A 16,721-nucleotide genomic window follows, 5' to 3' on the forward strand; every position below is an offset into this window, starting at 1 on the left:
CTCGGCGACGGCCAGGAAGTCTCGGTCTCCGGCACGCTCGCCGGCCCCAAGCACCACCAGAAGATCGTCGCCGTCGGTGAGTACGACGTGGACCTGGCACTCGCCGACCACATGGTGGTGCTGCGTTACGAGGACCGTCCGGGCGTGGTCGGCACGGTTGGCCGGGTCTTCGGCGAGGCGGGGATCAACATCGCAGGTATGCAGGTGTCCCGCTCCGCGGCAGGAGGCGAGGCTTTGGCGGTCCTCACCGTCGACGACACGGTCCCGCAGGAGGCGGTGAACGAGGTCGCCGGCGAGATCGGTGCCACGTCGGCCCGGTCGGTGAACCTCGTCAAGTGAGCGGGGTCGGCCCCGGGGCCGACCGTAACGGGTTCAGGCCACTGCTGATGTCGCGGGCGACCTCGACCGGGACATCCCGGCGGACGGGCATCCCAGGACTCTGTCGAGCCCGTCCAGCCATCTGTCCGCCTCGTCGTCGCATCGTTTGTCGTGCGTGAGCTCGTCGGGCGACATCGGGTGCGGGGAAAATCTTGGCCCCGCTCAGCCACTCACCACACCGAGTAGGACCCGGACCGTCTCCGCCATCGTCTGCCGACCCTCGGCGAGGTAGGGGCGGGGGTCGGTCAGGTCGGGGCGCTCGGCCAGCGTTTCGCGGATCGCGCCGGTGAACGCGACGTTGAGAGCGGTACCAATGTTGATCTTCACGATGCCCGCCTGCACGGCTTGGCGCAGATCGTCGTCGCCGACGCCCGACGAACCGTGCAGCACCAGAGGTACGGGCACGGCCTCCCGCAGGCGTTCGATGAGCGCGTGGTCCAGGGTCGCGGAGCGTTCGGTCATCGCGTGGCTGCTGCCGACGGCGACGGCCAGGGCGTCCACGCCGGTGTCCGCGACATAGCGTGCCGCTTCCTGCGGGTCGGTGCGCACCCCGGCCGCGTGGGCGCTCGCGGGGGCGTCGGGTTTGCCGCCCACATAGCCGAGTTCGGCCTCCAGCCACAGGCCCGCACCGTGGGCCCACTCGACCGCGGCGCGGGTGGCGGCGAGGTTCTCGGCGTACGGCAGCGCCCCGGCGTCGAACATCGCGGAGGAGAACCCCGCGTCGGCCGCCGTGCGCAGCAGCCGCATGTCCGTCACATGGTCCATGTGCAGCGCGACGTCGACGTCACAGGCCTTGCCGACCTCGGCCGCTGCCCGCGCGATCGGCTCGACCCGGCCGCCGTGGAACCGTACGGCGTTCTCGCTGATCTGCAGGATCACCCCTGGGGCGCCCGCCGCGGCTGCGCCGGCGGTGATCGCCTCGGCGTGCTCCAGCGTGATCACGTTGAAGGCGGCGACGGCCCGGCCTGCGGCGGCGGCCTGCGAGACGAGTTCGCGCGTGGGAACCAGGGGCATGAGGGTGTCCCCTCGCTTTCATGTCGGTTCGGTGGGTACGGGCCGGTGTCGGCCCGTACCGCTGTGTGTTCGGCGGCCGGTACGGATATGTGGTTCGGCCGGCACGGATACGCGGGCGATCAGGATTTCTGCGGAGCCGGACTCACGTGCGCCCCGCCGTCCGCCGCCCCCGGGGCCACGGAACTCTCGCCGCTCTTCTCGTCGCTGTAGACCATGAGGGTGGAGCCGGCGAGGGCCAGCACGATGCCGAGGGTGCCCCACACGTTGGGGAGCCTCTGGTAGACCGCCAGGGACAGCACGATGGTCAGCACCGGCGCCAGTGCGTTGGTGACGGGGGCGACCACCGTGGCCTTGCCCCGGCTGAACGCCATGACCAGGAACAGCGCGCCGATCGCGTTGAGGACCTGCGTCACCGCGGTGAGTGCGGGCGCCTGCCACGGGGCGTCGGACGGGAAATCGCCCATCATCACGAACGCCACCGGCACCAGCAGCAGTCCGCTGATGGTCATCCAGCCGAAGGTCGTCGCGTCGTTGACCCCGACTACCGCGGCCTTGCGCATACAGAACGCCTGTACGCCCCAGGCGACGCAGATCAGGACGGCCATCAGCAGCCACGGGCCGTGGGAGTTCGCGTCGTCCTTGCTGCTGGGAATGCTGAACAGCACGATCGCCGCCAGCGCCGCGACGACACCTATGAGGGCGAGCCGGTTGATCCGCTCACGCAGCAGAGCCATCGCCATGAGGACGGTGACCACGGGGGAGAGCGAGACCACGGGGAAGATCAGGTACGCCGGGCCGTTGGCGAGCGCGTGGAACAGCAGCAGCTGTCCGCCGGCGCCGGTCAGTCCCGCGATCAGTCCGTACCCCGCGGCGATCGGCCGGCGGTCGAACGTGTGGCCGCGCATCGCGAAGTACGCGGGGATGAGCATCGTGCAGGCCCAGATGATGTAGATCATCTCGTTGGGATAGCCGTACCTGCTGTTCGGCTCGCTGGAGAAGGCGCCCCACACACCCCAGAACAGGACCAGTAGCGCCGCGTACACGATCCAGCTCTTCGTACCTCTGTTCATCGGTCGTCCTCTCCTGAGGCAGGGGTCCGGGAGGCCAGCCGCAGCGTGTCGAGCGCGGGCTGGTCGAGCGGGGTTCCGGCGAGTTTCGCCGCGTACAGAGCAGCACCTACGACAGGCTCGTAGAGAGGGTGTCGCAGCTCGTAGTGGGCAGGACGATTTCTCAGTCCGGAATTTCTCAGTCCGGTGGTGAACGCCTCCAGAACCAGGTGGGCGCCGAAGGTGCCGCCGGAGTAGGAGACCGGTACGGTCTCGTCCGGGCCGAACTCCAGCCGCTCGCGGGTGACGTCGACGAGCAGGGCGAGTTCCCGGCCTGCGTCGGTGAGGATCTCCGCGGCGACCGCGTCGCCCAGAGCGGCCGCCTCGGCCACCGAGCGGCTGAGCGCGGCGATCCGGCTCCGGTCGCCCTGCCACTGGTTGTGGACGACGTCGATCACGTCGAGGTCGGACGCGAGATGCAGGTGGCGCCGGAACACCTCGGCCAGGGGGCCCTCGGGGAGCCGCCCGTCGCCCATCCGCGAGAAGGCGTTGAGGCCCCGGATCGCGATCCAGTGCGCCGATCCCTCGTCGCCGAACATCTCGCTCCAGCCACCGATGCGCACGCCTCGGCCCAGCCGCTCGCCGTACGTCATCGAGCCGGTGCCGCTGATGACGTTGATGCCGTCGACCGCGCCCAGCGAACCCGCCCAGCCGCAGACCATGTCGTTGTCACAGGCGTACCGGTCGTGCCCGAGCACCGCTCGCGGGGTCGCGTTCAGGACGGGCAGATCGCGGGCCGCCTCCCCGTAGCCGGGCAGTCCGAAGAAGGCGTACTCGATGTCGGCGGGGGCCAGCCCGGCCGCCGTGCAGACCGCTTCGACGCCTTCCTTCAGCACACGTTCGACAAGCTCGATGCCGTGGGAGAAGTAGTACGAACTTGCCGCCTGCGCTCGCGCCACGACCTGTCCGGACCGGTCGACCATGCAGAATGCGGTTTTCGTACCGCCGCCGTCGACACCTAGGAACATCGTTGTACCTCCGTCCGGCGCCCTCGATCCGCGCCGTCGATGCCTTTGATCAGTGGTGCAAGGAGTGCAAGGTCACGCCCTGCACCACGCGGTTGATCTCACCCGAGGGGAACGGGTTGTCGGGCCGCAGACCTCGGGCCAGGGAGGCGCGCAGGGCGATGAGCTGGGCGTACACCACGGCGGACAGCGCCAGGGCGACATCTTCGACGCCGTCGAGGCCCGGCAGCGGCCAGGCGGCGTCTGTGCCCTCCGTTCCCGCACCGGAGTCCGCGGAGACCGTGACGACGCTGCCGGCGGGCAGATTGCCGCACAGCTCCGCGTAGATGTCCTGGTCGTACTTGCGGGTGTACGGGTCGTTCGACATGTACACCACCACGACCGAACGGTCGTTGAGAACCGCCTTGGGACCGTGCCGGAACCCCAGGGCGGACTCCGCGACGGCCATGAGCGTCCCACCGGTCAGCTCAAGCACCTTCAGCGCCGACTCCTCGGCGAGGCCCTTGAGCGGGCCGCTGCCCAGGAAGACGATCCGCTCGGGCGCGCTCTCCAGGAGAGCGCCGACGGTGCGGTCGACAGCGCTGCTCCCGGTGATCGACTCGGCTGCCCGGGCCAGGCGTTCGGCGACGCCGTCGTAGGCGCTGCCGCCCAGGGCGAGCAGCGCCGCGAGCGTCATGCAGGTGAAGCTCGACGTCATGGCGAAGCCGTGGTCGTTGGACTCGGGCGGCATCAGCAGCACGTGCGACTTCGGCAGCTTCGCGTGTTCGCGCGCCAGGCGGCCCTGCTCGTGGCAGGTGATCACGAGGTGGTGCACCTCGGTGAGAACCTGGTCGGCCAAGGCTGTGGCGGCCACGGACTCGGGACTGTCACCCGACCGCGCGAAGGAGACCAGCAGCGTGGGCACGTCCTCGGCGAGACAACCGTGGGGGTCGGCGACGAGGTCCGTGGTGGCGACCGCGTCGACGCGCCGTCCCAGCCGTCGGGCCAGGGCGGGCTGGAGCACCTGGCCGGCGAAGGCGGAGGTGCCGGCGCCGGTGAGCACCACGCGCAGGTCGCCGCGGGCGAGAAGGGGGGGCAGGAAGGCGTCCAGCGAGTCCCGGGAGGCAGCGACGATCTTGTCGACCTCGCGCCACAACGCGGGCTGCTGGGCGATCTCGCGGACGGTGTGGGCAGCGCCGTCGTCCGAGGACAGCGTGCCAAAGGGCGTGGTCACACGTGCTCCTTCTGGTGCGGGTGGGAGGCGCGGTCGTAGTCGCGCAGAACATCGCGGACGTGGTCCACGGCCAGGTCGCGCGGCCGGGCGGCGAGCTCGCCGTGGCGAACACGGGCGTACTGGAGCGGAAGATGTGCGCTGAGCAGCGGCAGGGGGACGTCCAAGGCCGAGAGGTTGTCCAGCAGCCGGGCCTGGGCCTTTTCGATCTCGGGGTCGGGCCAGTAGTAGCGCATCCGGTCGCTGTAGCTGTAGCGGCGCGCTAGGCGCTGCTCGGCGGTGCTACCCGGGTAGTAGCCCTCCCACTTGGCCGGCTCGGCGAGCATCCGCCGCTCGACGACCTCGGCAAGCTCTGACCGCTCGGCGGCCGGCACCAGTTCGTCCTCGATCGCGGCCAGGGCGAACAGTGCCTCGCGCAGGGCGAAGGTCAGCCCGGGGCCCACCTTGAGGACCGCCCAGTGGTCCTCGACCAGCGCGCTGAGTGCCTCGGCGGTCTGGTAGTCGGTCGAGTGGGCCTCGTAGACCATGGTGGGCTCGTCGTCGAGGACCTTGCGCAGTTCCTCGGTCAGCTCCCGCCGGTAGTCGACGACCTGAAGATGGTCGAACTCCACGGCCGGCTGGACGACGAGGGCCATGACACGCGGCCAGACCTCGTCTATGCCGTGTCGGGCGAACGCCTTGCGGTGCTGCTCCAGAGTGGTGCGCGCCGCCTCGGGAGTGGTCGGGACGAGGGCGCCGAGCGTTTCGTGCGCGCCGCCGGGGGTGGGCACCTCGGTACCGATGACGTACCGGATCCGCTCGGCCCGCTCGGGGCCGGCCGTCTCCTCGGCCACCCGGATCAGCCGCGCGGCACGTTCGGCCACCACGTCGTCGGTCAGCGGTGCGGGGTCACCGGCGCACGCGAAGCTGCAGTCCAGGTGGATCTTGGTGAAGTCCGCCGCCACGTAGGCGGCGACCAGGGCGTCGGCCCGCTCCATCGCCTCGTCGGGCGTCAGGGACTGCCACCGGTTCGGTCCGAGGTGGTCGCCGCCGAGGATCACGCGGTCCAGTGGCAGACCACTTTCGGCGGCGATGCCGTACACGAGGTCACGGAAGTCCGCGGGCCGCATGCCCGTGTAACCGCCGAACTGGTCGACCTGGTTCGAGGTCGCCTCCACCAGTACATGACCGCCGGTCTCCCGTGCTTGCACCACGGCTGCCTCGATGACCAGCGGGTGAGCCGAACACACCGAGGTGATGCCCTGCGGCTGTCCGGCCTTCTGGCGCCGGACCACCTCGCTCAATGGGCTCTGCATTGCCAACCCCTCACACGACGCGTATCCCAAGCCTCTGTGCCGTCATGGCCCCTGCGGCTCTTTTCGGACAGTACTGGTCTTATTTAGGGTCGTCAATAGTCTTATTCTGGTATGCATCTGGTATTGAGTGGCCGACGGTCGATCCGTGGCGATCGTTCAAGACCGGTTGGTGAGCGTTTACGTCTGGTTGGTGATGGAGGCCCGGAACCGGTAGCGGTCCCCCCGGTAGACCTGGACGGTCAGTTCGATCGGGCGTGAATCCTGGTTCGACGTCAGCTGGGTCGCGACCAGCATCGGCATGGTCTCCCCGATCTCGAACAGCTCGATCTCCCGTGGCGTCGGGTGGCGGGCCTCGACCGAATAGTCGGCGACACGGGGCAGCTGCGGCGGGTCGGCGGCGCGCAGGGTGGCGTAGAGCGAGGCCGTGGTGAAGTCGGTATCGGCCAGGGCCGGGCAGGCCGCCAGGGGGAGCCGGTTGTGCTCAAGCACGACCAGCAGACCGTCCAGGAAGCGCAGCCGGTGGAGGTCGAAGAGGTCGGCGCCCGGAGCGATCCGGAGCTGCTCGGCCTCGTACACCGTGGCCGGGCGGACGGTCGAGGAGAGCACCTTGCCGGCCGTCGTCAAACCGTTGGCCTGGGCATAATCGGCGAACCCCTGGACCTGCGGGGCCGTCGAGGCGGGCGTCACGGTCGCCTCGGGGAGCAGGCCGAGCTCGGCGACGAACCACCCGCGCGACGACGACGGCCGCACGATGCCCCGCGACTGCAATTGCGCGAGGGCCGCTCGCAGCGTCACGCGAGACACGGCGTACCGGTCGACCAGAGCCCGCTCGGAGGGCAGCCGGTCGCCGGGGCGGGCGGCAGCGGCGCGCAGGTCGTCGAGCAGCTGCGTGGCGGTGCGCTCGTACAACGGGAGGACGTCGTCCCCGAACAGGCCTCTGGGCATCGGCGTTCTCGCATCGGTCATACCAGAAACATACCAATCCGATCGGCGGCGCGAATCCTTCGTCCAAGCAGCTCACCCGTTGACATGCCACTCGAATACCACTTACGTTCTCGATGCAGACCGCCCAGTGATGAGGAACCAGCGATGAGGAAGTCGCCCCCGGGCGACCTTCCGTTTCGTCGCGCCTCGGGCACCATCCGGTGATCGAGGCAGCGTCGGCGCAGCTCACCGAAGACGGCCGCGCACTGCCGCCGGAGGCGACCCGGCACCGGGGTGCCCATTCGGACGACACGTCCTCCCCGACCCCATCCGATCCACTGCGACAACCGGTAGCGGACCAGGCATCGACCAGCCCCGCAGGCGGTCGCTTCGTAGCGAGCACGCTGCTCGACTCCGACGATCCACAACGACGGACCAAAGGCGGCTGCCCCAGGCGGGCACGCACGACCGAAAGAGAGTTCGACATGACGGACATGAACCGGCGAAGCGTACTGAAGGTGGCGCTGGGAGGTGCCGGCCTGGCCGCCTTCCCCGCCGTGACCGTGGGCGCCTCACCCGCGGCCGCCGCACCGAACTCGGACCCGGACCTCGTCGGAGTCGGCGACACCTCCATCACCCTGGAGTTCGACGACCAGCTGCGCAGCCGCGTGGCGCTGAAGGGCGTCGACCTCACTCGCTTCGACGCCGGCGAAGCCCTGCTGGTGGGCGACAGGACCATCGAGGCGTTCGCCCACCGCGGACACCGGACCCGCACCACCCGGCACACCCGCCACGGCAGGGGCGTCCGGGTGACGATCGAGGGCACGTCCAAGGAAGGCGTGCACAAGACGGTCGAGCTGACCTCCTTCGAGCGTCTGGCCGGCATGATCGTCATGAAGGTGACCTACACCAACAGGTCCTCCACCGCGCTGAAGGTCACCGGATGGCGCAACGCAGCCCACGAACTCCTGGAACATCCCGGCGGCTTCCACACCTTCTCCGGCACCACGCACACGGACCGCCGCGACTGGGTGATGCCGGTGAAGGACGGCTACGTCCAGGAGAACTCGCTGGGGATGGACTCCTCCGACTACGGCGGCGGCACCCCGCTGGCGACCGTCTGGCGCCGGGGCGCGGGCCTTTCCGTCGGACACGTCGAGCCCGTGGCGACGGTCCTGCGCATGCCGGTCCGCAGAACGGCCGCCGGAGCGAGCATCGCCATCCAGAACGACACCGCCCGCACCTTGCGGCCGGGCCGTCGGCTCAGCACCAGCAGCACGTTCTTGACCGCCCTCCCGGGCGACCACTTCGTGCCGCTCCAGCGGTACCGCGACTACATGAGCGACATCGGCCAGCGGGCCCCCGAGGTCCCCGCCTCGGCCTTCGAGCCCATCTGGTGTGCCTGGGGCTACGAGCGCGACTTCGCCACCGAGCAGATCACCGCAACCCTGCCGAAGGCGCGCGAGATCGGCCTGCGCTGGGCCGCGCTCGACGACGGCTGGCAGACCAATGAGGGTGACTGGGACATCGACACGGCGAAATTCCCGCGCGGCGAAGCGGACATGCGGGCCTTCACCAAGGAGATACGGGACGCCGGCCTGCGACCGCGCCTGTGGTGGGCCCCGCTCGCGGCGGACCCCGACAGCAACCTGATCCGGGACCACTCAGACATGCTGTTGTTGGACCGCGACGGCAACAAGCAGGACGTCACCTGGTGGGACGCGTACACGCTCTGCCCCGCCTACCAGCCGACCGTGGACTACTTCGTCGAGCAGGCGAAAAGGTTCATCGGAGACTGGGGCTACGAGGGGCTCAAGATCGACGGCCAGCACCTCAACAGCGTCGCGCCCTGCTACAACCCGAAGCACCGGCACGCCCGCCCCGAGGAATCCACCGAGGGCGTGGCCCGGTTCTGGAAGGCGATCCACGAAGCCGCGCACGGGGCGAACCCCGACGCGCTCGTCGAACTCTGCCCCTGCGGCACAGCCTTCGCCTTCCACAACCTGCCCTACGTCGACCAGTACCCCAGCTCGGACCCGGAGTCCTCCTACCAGGTCCGCAGCAAGGGCAAGTCGATGAAGGCGCTGATGGGCGCGGGCAGCAGCTACGCCGGCGACCACGTCGAACTGAGCGACAACGGCGACGACTTCGCGTCCTCCTACGGGGTCGGAGCCGTCCTGTCGACCAAGTTCACCCTCCCCGGAACCGGCGCCCCCGACAAGGCGACCGACCTCACGCCGGAGAAGGAGGTCCTGTGGCGCAAGTGGGTGTCGCTGTACGAGAAGAACATGCTGCCCACCGGCGAGTACCGCGGTGAGCTGTACGACATCGGTTTCGACAAGCCCGAGGCGCATGTCGTGGCCAAGAAGCGGACCCTTCACTACGCCTTCTACGCCGACCAGTGGGACGGGACGGTCGAGCTGCGCGGTCTGGGCCGCACCCGGTACCGCCTGACCGACCCGTTCACCGGCAGGTCGCTCGGAATGGCCACTGCTCAGCACAACATTGTGAAGCTGTCCTTCGAGCGGTTCCAGCTCATCGTGGCCGAGCCCATCGGCTGATCGCCGATCGGCCGGCTGTTCCGCACGCGCCCGGTCGCGCCGGGCGGGAACAACTGGCCGGCGAGGGCGGCTTCGCGGAAGCCGCGCCACCAGCCTTCCTGCGGGTTGAGCCAGTACGCGCGGGGTGGCGTAGGTGCGGTTGAAGGCCTCCTGCAGCAGGGCCTGTCTCCTTAGCTCCTCTTCGCGTGAGACCGGGAACCGGCGCATGCCGCCGCTCCGGAACGTGGCGTTACGAGGCGGGTGGTGCGGGATGTTCGGCGGATGTGATGCGGCGTCGGACGAGGAGGTCTCGATGCATCTCCTCACTGCTGCGCAGGGCGAGTGCCGCCATGGTCAGTGAGGGGTTGGACGTGGCCACCGTGGGCATGCTGCCGCATCCGACGGCATAGAGGTAAGGGTGGTCCCAGCAGCGTTGCCATTCGTCGACCACGGATGTGCGAGGTGAGTCGCCCATGATGTGGGTTCCGGCTCCGTGTCCGGCTGCCCTGTAGGCGTAGGGGCGGCCTTCGAACTCGAAGTAGCCGGGCCAGTCAGGCCCCTGTTCGAAACGCGTATGGTCCTCTGCGCCCAGCAGATCGAAGAGCTGGTCGGAAACCGTCTTCGCGGCGACGATGCCGCGTTTGACGTAGTCGGACAAGTCGTAGTGGATGACCGGCCGCGGAGTGCCCAGCGCGTCACGGTGACGAGGATCGAGGGTCACGCGGTTCGCTGGGTCGGCCTCCTGTTCGATCTCGAACTGGAAAGCGAACTCGCGTCCGATCTGATCGCCGAGCGCCCGCCGCAGTTCTGTACCGAAGATGCCGCGGCCGTCGGACCCTCCGGTGCCCAGGAGTTCGGCGACCCGTTGCTCGGGCGGTCCCAGGGACCAGGTCCAGCCCCAGTTGCCGATCTCCACGCGAAACGGAGCGCGCCGGGTACGCGCGGCGCCGAAGCGGAAACCCTCCAGCCCGGAGGTCGAGCCGGGACCACGATAGGCACCGACCTGCTGGGGCATCAGGCCCCACGTCAGCAGGACCGGGTGGTCCATCAGGTTGCGGCCGACCTGGTCGCTGCTGTTGGCGGCTCCGGAGACGAGGAGGAGCTTGGCGTTCTCGATCGCGTGCGCGGCCAGGACGACGAGGTCCGCGTCGACGCTGTGGGTCACTGCTTCAGTGGTGCCGTCACGGTAGGACCGGTAGTCGACACCGGCCGCCCGCCCGTCGGCTCCGATCCGGACCCGCGTGACGACCGCCCGGGTGACGAGGGTGACGGACGAGCCCCAGCGGGCCTGGGTCTTGAGGGGCGTGTACTTCGCCTGGGACGGGCAGATCGGTACGCAACTGGCGTAGCCCTGGCACAACGTTCCCTGATCCGGCTGCCCCGGTCCCGGGGCGGGCCGGTAGCCGGCGCCGTCGTCGTAGGAGGGATGGGGCAGGCCGTTGCGGGCGTGTGGTGTCGTGACGACGCGCAGAGGGACCGGATCGTCCGCCCCGGGATCCCGAATGGTCCCGCCGTCCAGGGACTTCGTCATCACCTGGTCCAGGTAGCTCTGCGGGATGGCCCGCATGGGGAACCGGTAGCCGTCCGGGAACGGCAGGCCGACTTCCGCACGCTGCTCCTCGGCGTCGCCGGCCACCCCGATCTCCCGCTCGGCCGCGCGGTAGTACGGTTCCAGGTCGTCGTAGCCGAGGGGCCAGTTGCGCCCCTGCCCGAAGTCCCCGGCGCGGAAGTCCTCCGGGTGCATCCGGGGCGCGAGACCGGTCCAGGCCAGGCCGGTGCCGCCGTTGGCCCGCAGGTATCCGCTGCCGTACGGAAGCGGGCCGTTCTGCACGAAGTACTCGCCGACATCGGCCATCGCCGGCGACGGTGCCGCGGTACTCGTCCGGTAGGGCGAGTTGGGCACCTTGAGCAGTGCTGTGCGGTACGTCTCGACCGCGTCCGCGTGCCCCCCGTCCGAGCTGGACGCGCCGTGTCCTGCCTCCAGCACCAGGACCCGCCAGCCCTGGTCGCCCAGGCGTTTGGCCACCAGGGAACCCGCGAAACCTCCACCGACCACGACCACGTCCCACCGCGGCCCCTGCGGACCGTTCATCGCGCGATCACCGACTCGGTGTCACGTGCTCCCGTGGGCGCTGCCTCGGACTGGGCGGGTGTTACCTCGGACGGGGCGTCGGCCCAGCTCCCGTGCGCCTGTGCCGCCGCGCCGGGCGCGTTCCCGCCGAACGCACGCCATACGAGACCCTGTTCATAGGCCTGGGACGAGACCACGTACGGCCCGGCCTCCGGTGTGCCCGCTCCGTTGCCCGGGGGCAGCGAATCCGGCAGGCCGGGCCATGTCCCGACGTACCAGAGGTGGGTGATCGCCCGCGCCAGCTCCCGGGCGGAATCGTCCTCGAAGCGCGGCGGGCTGTCGGGGGTCCCCGCCACCGCGTCGGCGAGCCGGTCGAGCCGCTCGGCCCCTGCCTGATCCACGACGATCTGCCGGTACGTGTGCAACATGCCGGTCTCCTGCAACTCCCTGCAGTCGAAACCGGTCAGGTCCGCCGACAGGGCGGCGAACTGGTGGAGTTCCATGCTCTCGAAATCCTTTTTTCTATGGAGTCAGACAAGTTCTTCTCGTACGCGCGCGCCCTCGCGGGAGGGTGAGCCCGCGCGGGTGGGGCTCACGCCGGATCGCTGGGGCACGGCCGACGCCCGGACCGGTACCGGCGCCGTCGCGTCAGCGGCGTTCCGCCGTGGCGGCTCCACCGGATCGGACACGGCGAACGACATTCCGCGCGGCGATCGGCGCGTCCTGTGAGCCGGGGTTGTCGGCGCCGTGTGCCCCGGGAGCCCCGTCGCACATCGCCATCACCGCTCCGGTGTGCCGGGGAGGAGCGAAGGCCGGGCCTCGGCCGGACCGGTACCGCCTCCCGGGTGGGGGCCGAACCTGTTCAGTTCGGCCGTGATGACGGCGGCGACGCGCGGCAGTTCGTCGCTCTCCAGCATGTCCCAGTGACCGCAGTCCACCGGTTCCACCACGAAGCCGCCGCCTGCGCGGCGCTGCCAGAACGCGCGCAGTCGGGCGGCTGCCTCACCGTCCTCGTCGTCCTCCACGGCCATGGCCTGCATGAGCACCACGCGGGCCCGCGAGTCGGGCACCTCGTAGGCGAGGCCAGTTGCCTGGTGGTGGTTGTACACCGTGAGGTACCGGGCGACCTGGTCGTCGTCGATGCCCGGGTACATGCCGTTGAAGCGGATCAGCTTCTGCCGGAACTCCTCCATGCCGGTCGGCGTGAACGGGGCGTGCCGTTCCGCGTCCTCGGCGCCGCGGGTGTCGAGCAGGACGGCGCTCACCCTTTCGTGCCCGGCCGCCGCCAACTGGCGGGCCATCTCGTGGGCGATCAGCCCCCCGTAGGACAGCCCGCACAGCACCAGCGCCTCGTCCGGGCGGGGACCGACGAGCCGCAGGTACTCCTGGGCGATGGCCTCCACGGTCGGCAGGGTCGACTCACCCGGATTGATCCCCGGCGCCTGCAGGCCCAGCACGCCGACATCCTCCGCGAGCGCGGTGGACAACGGCAGATAGCAGAAGGCGGTGCCGCCGGCGGGGTGGACGCACACCACGCGCTGCCGGCCGTTTCCGGCGCGGAACTCGACCAGGCTGCTGTGCTTCGCGGGTCCGGTGGTCCCGGAGAGGGCGCCGCGAACGAACTCCGCGAGCGCCTCGATCGTGGGACGCAGCATGACGTCCCGGACCGGCAACACCACGCCGAGTTCCTCCTGCACGGCGTGTGCCATCTTGATCGCCGAGATCGAGGTGCCGCCGAGCTCGAAGAAGTTGTCCGCGACCCCGACGTCCGGGTGCAGCAGCACGTGCCGCCAGATCCGGTACAGGGCCATCTCGACGTGGTCACGGGGTGCGGCCGTGTTGACCTGCCCGGCACGGGTCCCGGCGGTCGCGCTCAGCACCGCTTCCCGGTCCACCTTGCCGTTGCGGTTCAGCGGCAGCCGCGCGAACTCGGCGACGACCGCGGGGATCATGTAGTCCGGCAGCCGTTCCCCCAGCGCGAGACGCCATTCGTGGGGTGTCCGGTCGGGCCCGGGGTCGCGTCCCACGCCGGCCACCAGGTGCGGGTCGCCCGGCGTCCGGCGGTCGGCAAGGACGACTGCCTCCCGCACCCCGGGCACCGCCAGCAGAGCGGCCTCCACCTCGCCGGGCTCGATGCGGAAGCCGCGCAGCTTGAGCTGGTCGTCGCTGCGGCCGACGTACTGGGCGTTGCCGTCCGGCAGCCAGCGCGCCAGGTCGCCGGTGCGGTAGAGGCGTTCTCCCGGCACGAACGGGTCCGGCACGAACCGCTCGTCGGTGAGGTCGGGTCGGTGCAGGTATCCGCGCGCCAGGCTCGCGCCTCCCGCGTACACCTCGCCGGGAACTCCCACGGGCACCGGGCGCATGCGGTCGTCCAGCAGGTACAGACGCGTGCCGCGCAACGGCCGCCCGATGGGGCACGACCGGGAGCGGGCCTGCGGATCGGTGTACGCGGTGGTGTAGAGCGTGGCTTCGGTCGGTCCGTAGCCGTAGCAGATACGAAGGCCCGGCAGTGCCTCGCGCATGCGGTGCAGCGCGGCTTCCGGCAGGGACTCCACGCCGGTGAGGAGCTGGCGCAGGCTCAGCCCGGCCAGCCGCCGGGACGGGTCCTCGTCGATCCACATGATGTAGGAAGGGGGCAGGAAGGCCTGGGTCACCCGCCGCTCCCGCAGCCAGTCCATGAGTGCCCCGGGGTCGCCGCGCAGCTCGTCGGGGACGAGGTGGAGCACCGCTCCCGTCGTCAGCGGTACGAGGAGTTCGTGCACCGAGGCGTCGAAGCCGATGCTCGACCAGGCCGACGCGGCCTCGCCCGCGGCGTCGCCCATGAGCTCGCGCCAGTGGTCGAGGAGATTGACGACGCTGCCGTGGGTCACCGCCACGCCCTTGGGGCGGCCGGTCGACCCGGAGGTGTAGATGACGTACGCCAACCGGGCAGGGTCCGGGTCGATCCGCGGCGCGGCCTCCCGTGTGCCTTCCGCCTCGACGGCGGCCAGGTCCTGCCAGAGTCCGCCGTCGGCCGGAGGGGCGGCGTGGTCGGTCAGCACCAGTGCCGGCTCGGCATCGGCCACCATGGCCGCGAGCCGTTCGGCGGGCTGCCCGGGGTCGAGCGGGAGGTAGGCGGCCCCGGCCTTGAGGATGCCGAGGACCCCGACGACCAGTTCGAGCGTGCGCCCGGCGTGCAGGCCCACCACCTGGCCGGGGCGGACACCGCGGGCGATCAGCGCGTTCGCCAAACGGTCGGCTCGCAGGTCCAGCGCCGCGTAGGTCACTTCCGCGTCCCCGGCGACCACCGCCGGCTGTCCGGGCCGGGTCCGCACCTGTTCCGCGAAACGCTCCAGCAGGGCGGCGGACGCCGGTGTCACCGGGTCGCCTCCCCAGCTGAACGTCGACAGGATCTCTCGCTGCTCGTCCTCGTCCAGCAGGGTGAGGTCGCCGACGTCCGCCGCGGGCTGCTCGGTCATCAGCCGGAACACCCGCAGCAGTTGGCGTGCGAACCGCTCGACGGTCGTCTGGTCGAAGAGCGCGGTGGCGTACTCGATCCCGCCGACCAGGCGCCGGCCCTCGTCGGCGACGACCGCCACCAGGTCGAATTTCGCGGCGACATGTGAGTCGTCCTCACGCACCTCGACGGTCACGCCAGGAAATTCGAGCTCCTGCCGCATGGAGGGAACCCAGGCGACCATCGTCTGGAACAGGGCCGTGTAGGCCGGACTCCGCGGCGGGTTGACCAGCTCCACGACCCGTTCGAAAGGCAGGTCCACATGGGCGAGGTCTTCACGCAGCCGCCGGTTCACGCGCTTCAGCGCCTCCCCGACGGTCGGTGAGCCGGACAGGTCGGCGCGCACGGCAAGGGTGTTGGCCAAGAAGCCGATGAGGCCACCGACATCGCCCTGTCGTCGGTTGGCCGTTGGGGTGCCGACAACGATGTCCTCCTGCCCGGAGAGCAGGGACAGCAGCAGCGACCAGCCGGTCAGGACCGTCGCGTACAAGGAGACCCCGTGCTGCTTCGCCAGGGCTCGCAGCGCCTGGGTGAGGTCCTCGTCGACGACCAGGGCCGCCCTGCCGCCCCGGAAATCCTGCTCGGGCGGACGGGTCCGGTCCGTGGGCAGGGGGAGCACGGCCGGGACCCCGCTCAGCGCACCGGTCCAGTACTCGGCGTGCGCGGCGGCCTCCTCTCCCGCCATCCAGTCCCACTGCCAGCGGGTGTAGTCGCTGTACTGCCACCGCAGTTCCGGCAGCGACACTTCCTGTCCTTCGTGCAGCGCGGCGTACATCGTGCTCAGCTCCCGCAGCAGCAGGGACTGGGACCAGCCGTCGAAGATGAGGTGGTGGGCCGTGAGCAGAAGGACGTGGTGGTCCTCACCCAGCACGACCAGGCGGCCGCGCGTCATGGCTTCCTCCCCGAGGCGGAAGGGAGTGCTGCCCACCGCCCGCTGGGCCTGTGCGAGGCGCTCGTCCGCGTCCGGCAGCCCTCTCAGATCCTCGACGGTGACGGGGAAGCCCGTCTCCGGGGGATCGACGACCTGAAGTGCCGAGCCCTCGGCCGGCACCAGCCGGGTGCGGAGCGCTTCGTGCCGGGCGGCGAGCAGGTGCAGCGCCTGGACGAGCAGGTTCGCGTCCAGCGGCCCCTTGAGATCGAAGTTCATGAGCCCGTGGTACGCGGCGCTGGCCTCTCCACCCATCCGCGCCAGGACCCACAACCGCTCCTGTGCCAAGGACAGGGGTGCAGGGTCGGACGCGGGGATGCCGGCGGGGCCTGATGTCGATGAGGCCGACAGGGTGGACGGGAGAATTCGGGGGGTGGCAATGCGGGGCACAAAGTCTCCTTCATGAGAAAGGAAGACGGCGAAACAGGCGTGGGACGCGGCGCGGGGACGGCCTGTGTCCGGTCGGCTGCACCGGCGACCGGGAGCATCGCGAGGGCGGCAGCTGAATGCGTGGTGGCTGCGTCGGGCCTCGGCGTGCCGGGCAGGATTCCGAGGCGCCCGTCCGGCGGCGGGCTTTCGTCGTGACTCAGGAACTTTTATCGGCGCGTCACCGGAGACGTGACGTCAGGGGTATCGGTCTCAAGTAACTGGACTAGCAATGCGTATGGCTAATCTTGAATTAATCGTTCGTCACGCAAAAGTACATCCCAGACCGCTTTAAAGGTCAACAGTGACGCAGGTCACACAAGTTCCTGGGGGTGAAATGTTTGGATCCGTCATGTCTCGAAAAAGGT

11 protein-coding genes are annotated in these 16,721 nt (G+C 70.0%); 2 read left to right on the plus strand and 9 right to left on the minus strand.

Features of this window, described 5'->3' with window-relative positions:
* Window positions 1–339: ACT domain-containing protein (locus C6Y14_RS33345; RefSeq protein WP_159074355.1), on the plus strand; the 339-nt coding region annotated here is incomplete at its 5' end.
* Between the two features lie 201 nt (window positions 340–540).
* On the opposite strand, the gene C6Y14_RS33350 is transcribed toward C6Y14_RS33345, so the two are convergent.
* From C6Y14_RS33350 to C6Y14_RS33375, 6 genes are all read right to left on the minus strand, one after another.
* Window positions 541–1,392: a class II fructose-bisphosphate aldolase gene (locus C6Y14_RS33350; protein WP_107020617.1), complete on the minus strand. Its 852-nt coding sequence runs from the start codon at window positions 1,390–1,392 to the stop codon at window positions 541–543.
* Between the two features lie 119 nt (window positions 1,393–1,511).
* Window positions 1,512–2,462, minus strand: a complete 951-nt coding sequence (locus C6Y14_RS33355; RefSeq protein ID WP_107020618.1) for a DMT family transporter — start codon at window positions 2,460–2,462, stop codon at window positions 1,512–1,514.
* Entirely contained in the window at window positions 2,459–3,466 is a 1,008-nt protein-coding gene (locus tag C6Y14_RS33360; RefSeq protein ID WP_107020619.1) for a BadF/BadG/BcrA/BcrD ATPase family protein, read from the minus strand. The genes C6Y14_RS33355 and C6Y14_RS33360 overlap by 4 nt, the downstream gene beginning before the upstream one ends.
* Window positions 3,467–3,515: 49 nt before the next feature.
* The gene (locus tag C6Y14_RS33365) at window positions 3,516–4,676 is read right to left on the minus strand and encodes an SIS domain-containing protein (protein ID WP_107020620.1); all 1,161 of its coding nucleotides are present in this window, start codon (window positions 4,674–4,676) and stop codon (window positions 3,516–3,518) included.
* Window positions 4,673–5,968 carry a D-tagatose-bisphosphate aldolase, class II, non-catalytic subunit gene (locus C6Y14_RS33370; RefSeq protein ID WP_107020621.1) on the minus strand — a complete coding sequence of 432 codons (1,296 nt, stop codon included), beginning with the start codon at window positions 5,966–5,968 and terminating at the stop codon, window positions 4,673–4,675. The genes C6Y14_RS33365 and C6Y14_RS33370 overlap by 4 nt, the downstream gene beginning before the upstream one ends.
* 177 nt (window positions 5,969–6,145) lie before the next feature.
* Window positions 6,146–6,934, minus strand: a complete 789-nt coding sequence (locus C6Y14_RS33375) for a GntR family transcriptional regulator (protein WP_199854954.1) — start codon at window positions 6,932–6,934, stop codon at window positions 6,146–6,148.
* A gap of 443 nt (window positions 6,935–7,377) precedes the next feature.
* Between C6Y14_RS33375 and C6Y14_RS33380 the strand changes: the two genes are divergently transcribed.
* Complete coding sequence (locus C6Y14_RS33380; protein ID WP_107020622.1) at window positions 7,378–9,453, plus strand: glycoside hydrolase family 36 protein; 2,076 nt, start codon at window positions 7,378–7,380, stop codon at window positions 9,451–9,453.
* 229 nt (window positions 9,454–9,682) lie between these two features.
* On the opposite strand, the gene C6Y14_RS33385 is transcribed toward C6Y14_RS33380, so the two are convergent.
* The 3 genes from C6Y14_RS33385 to C6Y14_RS33395 form a co-directional block, all read right to left on the minus strand.
* Window positions 9,683–11,524 (minus strand): GMC family oxidoreductase, encoded by a 1,842-nt coding sequence (locus tag C6Y14_RS33385; RefSeq protein ID WP_107020623.1) that lies wholly within the window; start codon window positions 11,522–11,524, stop codon window positions 9,683–9,685.
* On the minus strand, window positions 11,521–12,006 hold the full coding sequence (locus C6Y14_RS33390; RefSeq protein WP_199854955.1) for a hypothetical protein: 486 nt from the start codon (window positions 12,004–12,006) through the stop codon (window positions 11,521–11,523). The genes C6Y14_RS33385 and C6Y14_RS33390 overlap by 4 nt, the downstream gene beginning before the upstream one ends.
* Window positions 12,007–12,282: 276 nt before the next feature.
* Entirely contained in the window at window positions 12,283–16,317 is a 4,035-nt protein-coding gene (locus C6Y14_RS33395) for a non-ribosomal peptide synthetase (RefSeq protein ID WP_225891398.1), read from the minus strand.
* Window positions 16,318–16,721: the final 404 nt, after the last annotated feature.

The sequence above is a fragment of the Streptomyces dioscori genome, assembly GCF_003024195.1.
GTDB lineage: Bacteria > Actinomycetota > Actinomycetes > Streptomycetales > Streptomycetaceae > Streptomyces > Streptomyces dioscori.

Coding starts and splice junctions, on each gene's coding strand:
- C6Y14_RS33350 (WP_107020617.1), bottom strand. CDS start 1,392: ATGCCCCTGGTTCCCACGCGCGAACTCGTCTCGCAGGCCGCCGCCGCA.
- C6Y14_RS33355 (WP_107020618.1), bottom strand. CDS start 2,462: ATGAACAGAGGTACGAAGAGCTGGATCGTGTACGCGGCGCTACTGGTC.
- C6Y14_RS33360 (WP_107020619.1), bottom strand. CDS start 3,466: ATGTTCCTAGGTGTCGACGGCGGCGGTACGAAAACCGCATTCTGCATG.
- C6Y14_RS33370 (WP_107020621.1), bottom strand. CDS start 5,968: ATGCAGAGCCCATTGAGCGAGGTGGTCCGGCGCCAGAAGGCCGGACAG.
- C6Y14_RS33375 (WP_199854954.1), bottom strand. CDS start 6,934: ATGACCGATGCGAGAACGCCGATGCCCAGAGGCCTGTTCGGGGACGAC.
- C6Y14_RS33380 (WP_107020622.1), top strand. CDS start 7,378: ATGACGGACATGAACCGGCGAAGCGTACTGAAGGTGGCGCTGGGAGGT.
- C6Y14_RS33385 (WP_107020623.1), bottom strand. CDS start 11,524: ATGAACGGTCCGCAGGGGCCGCGGTGGGACGTGGTCGTGGTCGGTGGA.
- C6Y14_RS33390 (WP_199854955.1), bottom strand. CDS start 12,006: ATGGAACTCCACCAGTTCGCCGCCCTGTCGGCGGACCTGACCGGTTTC.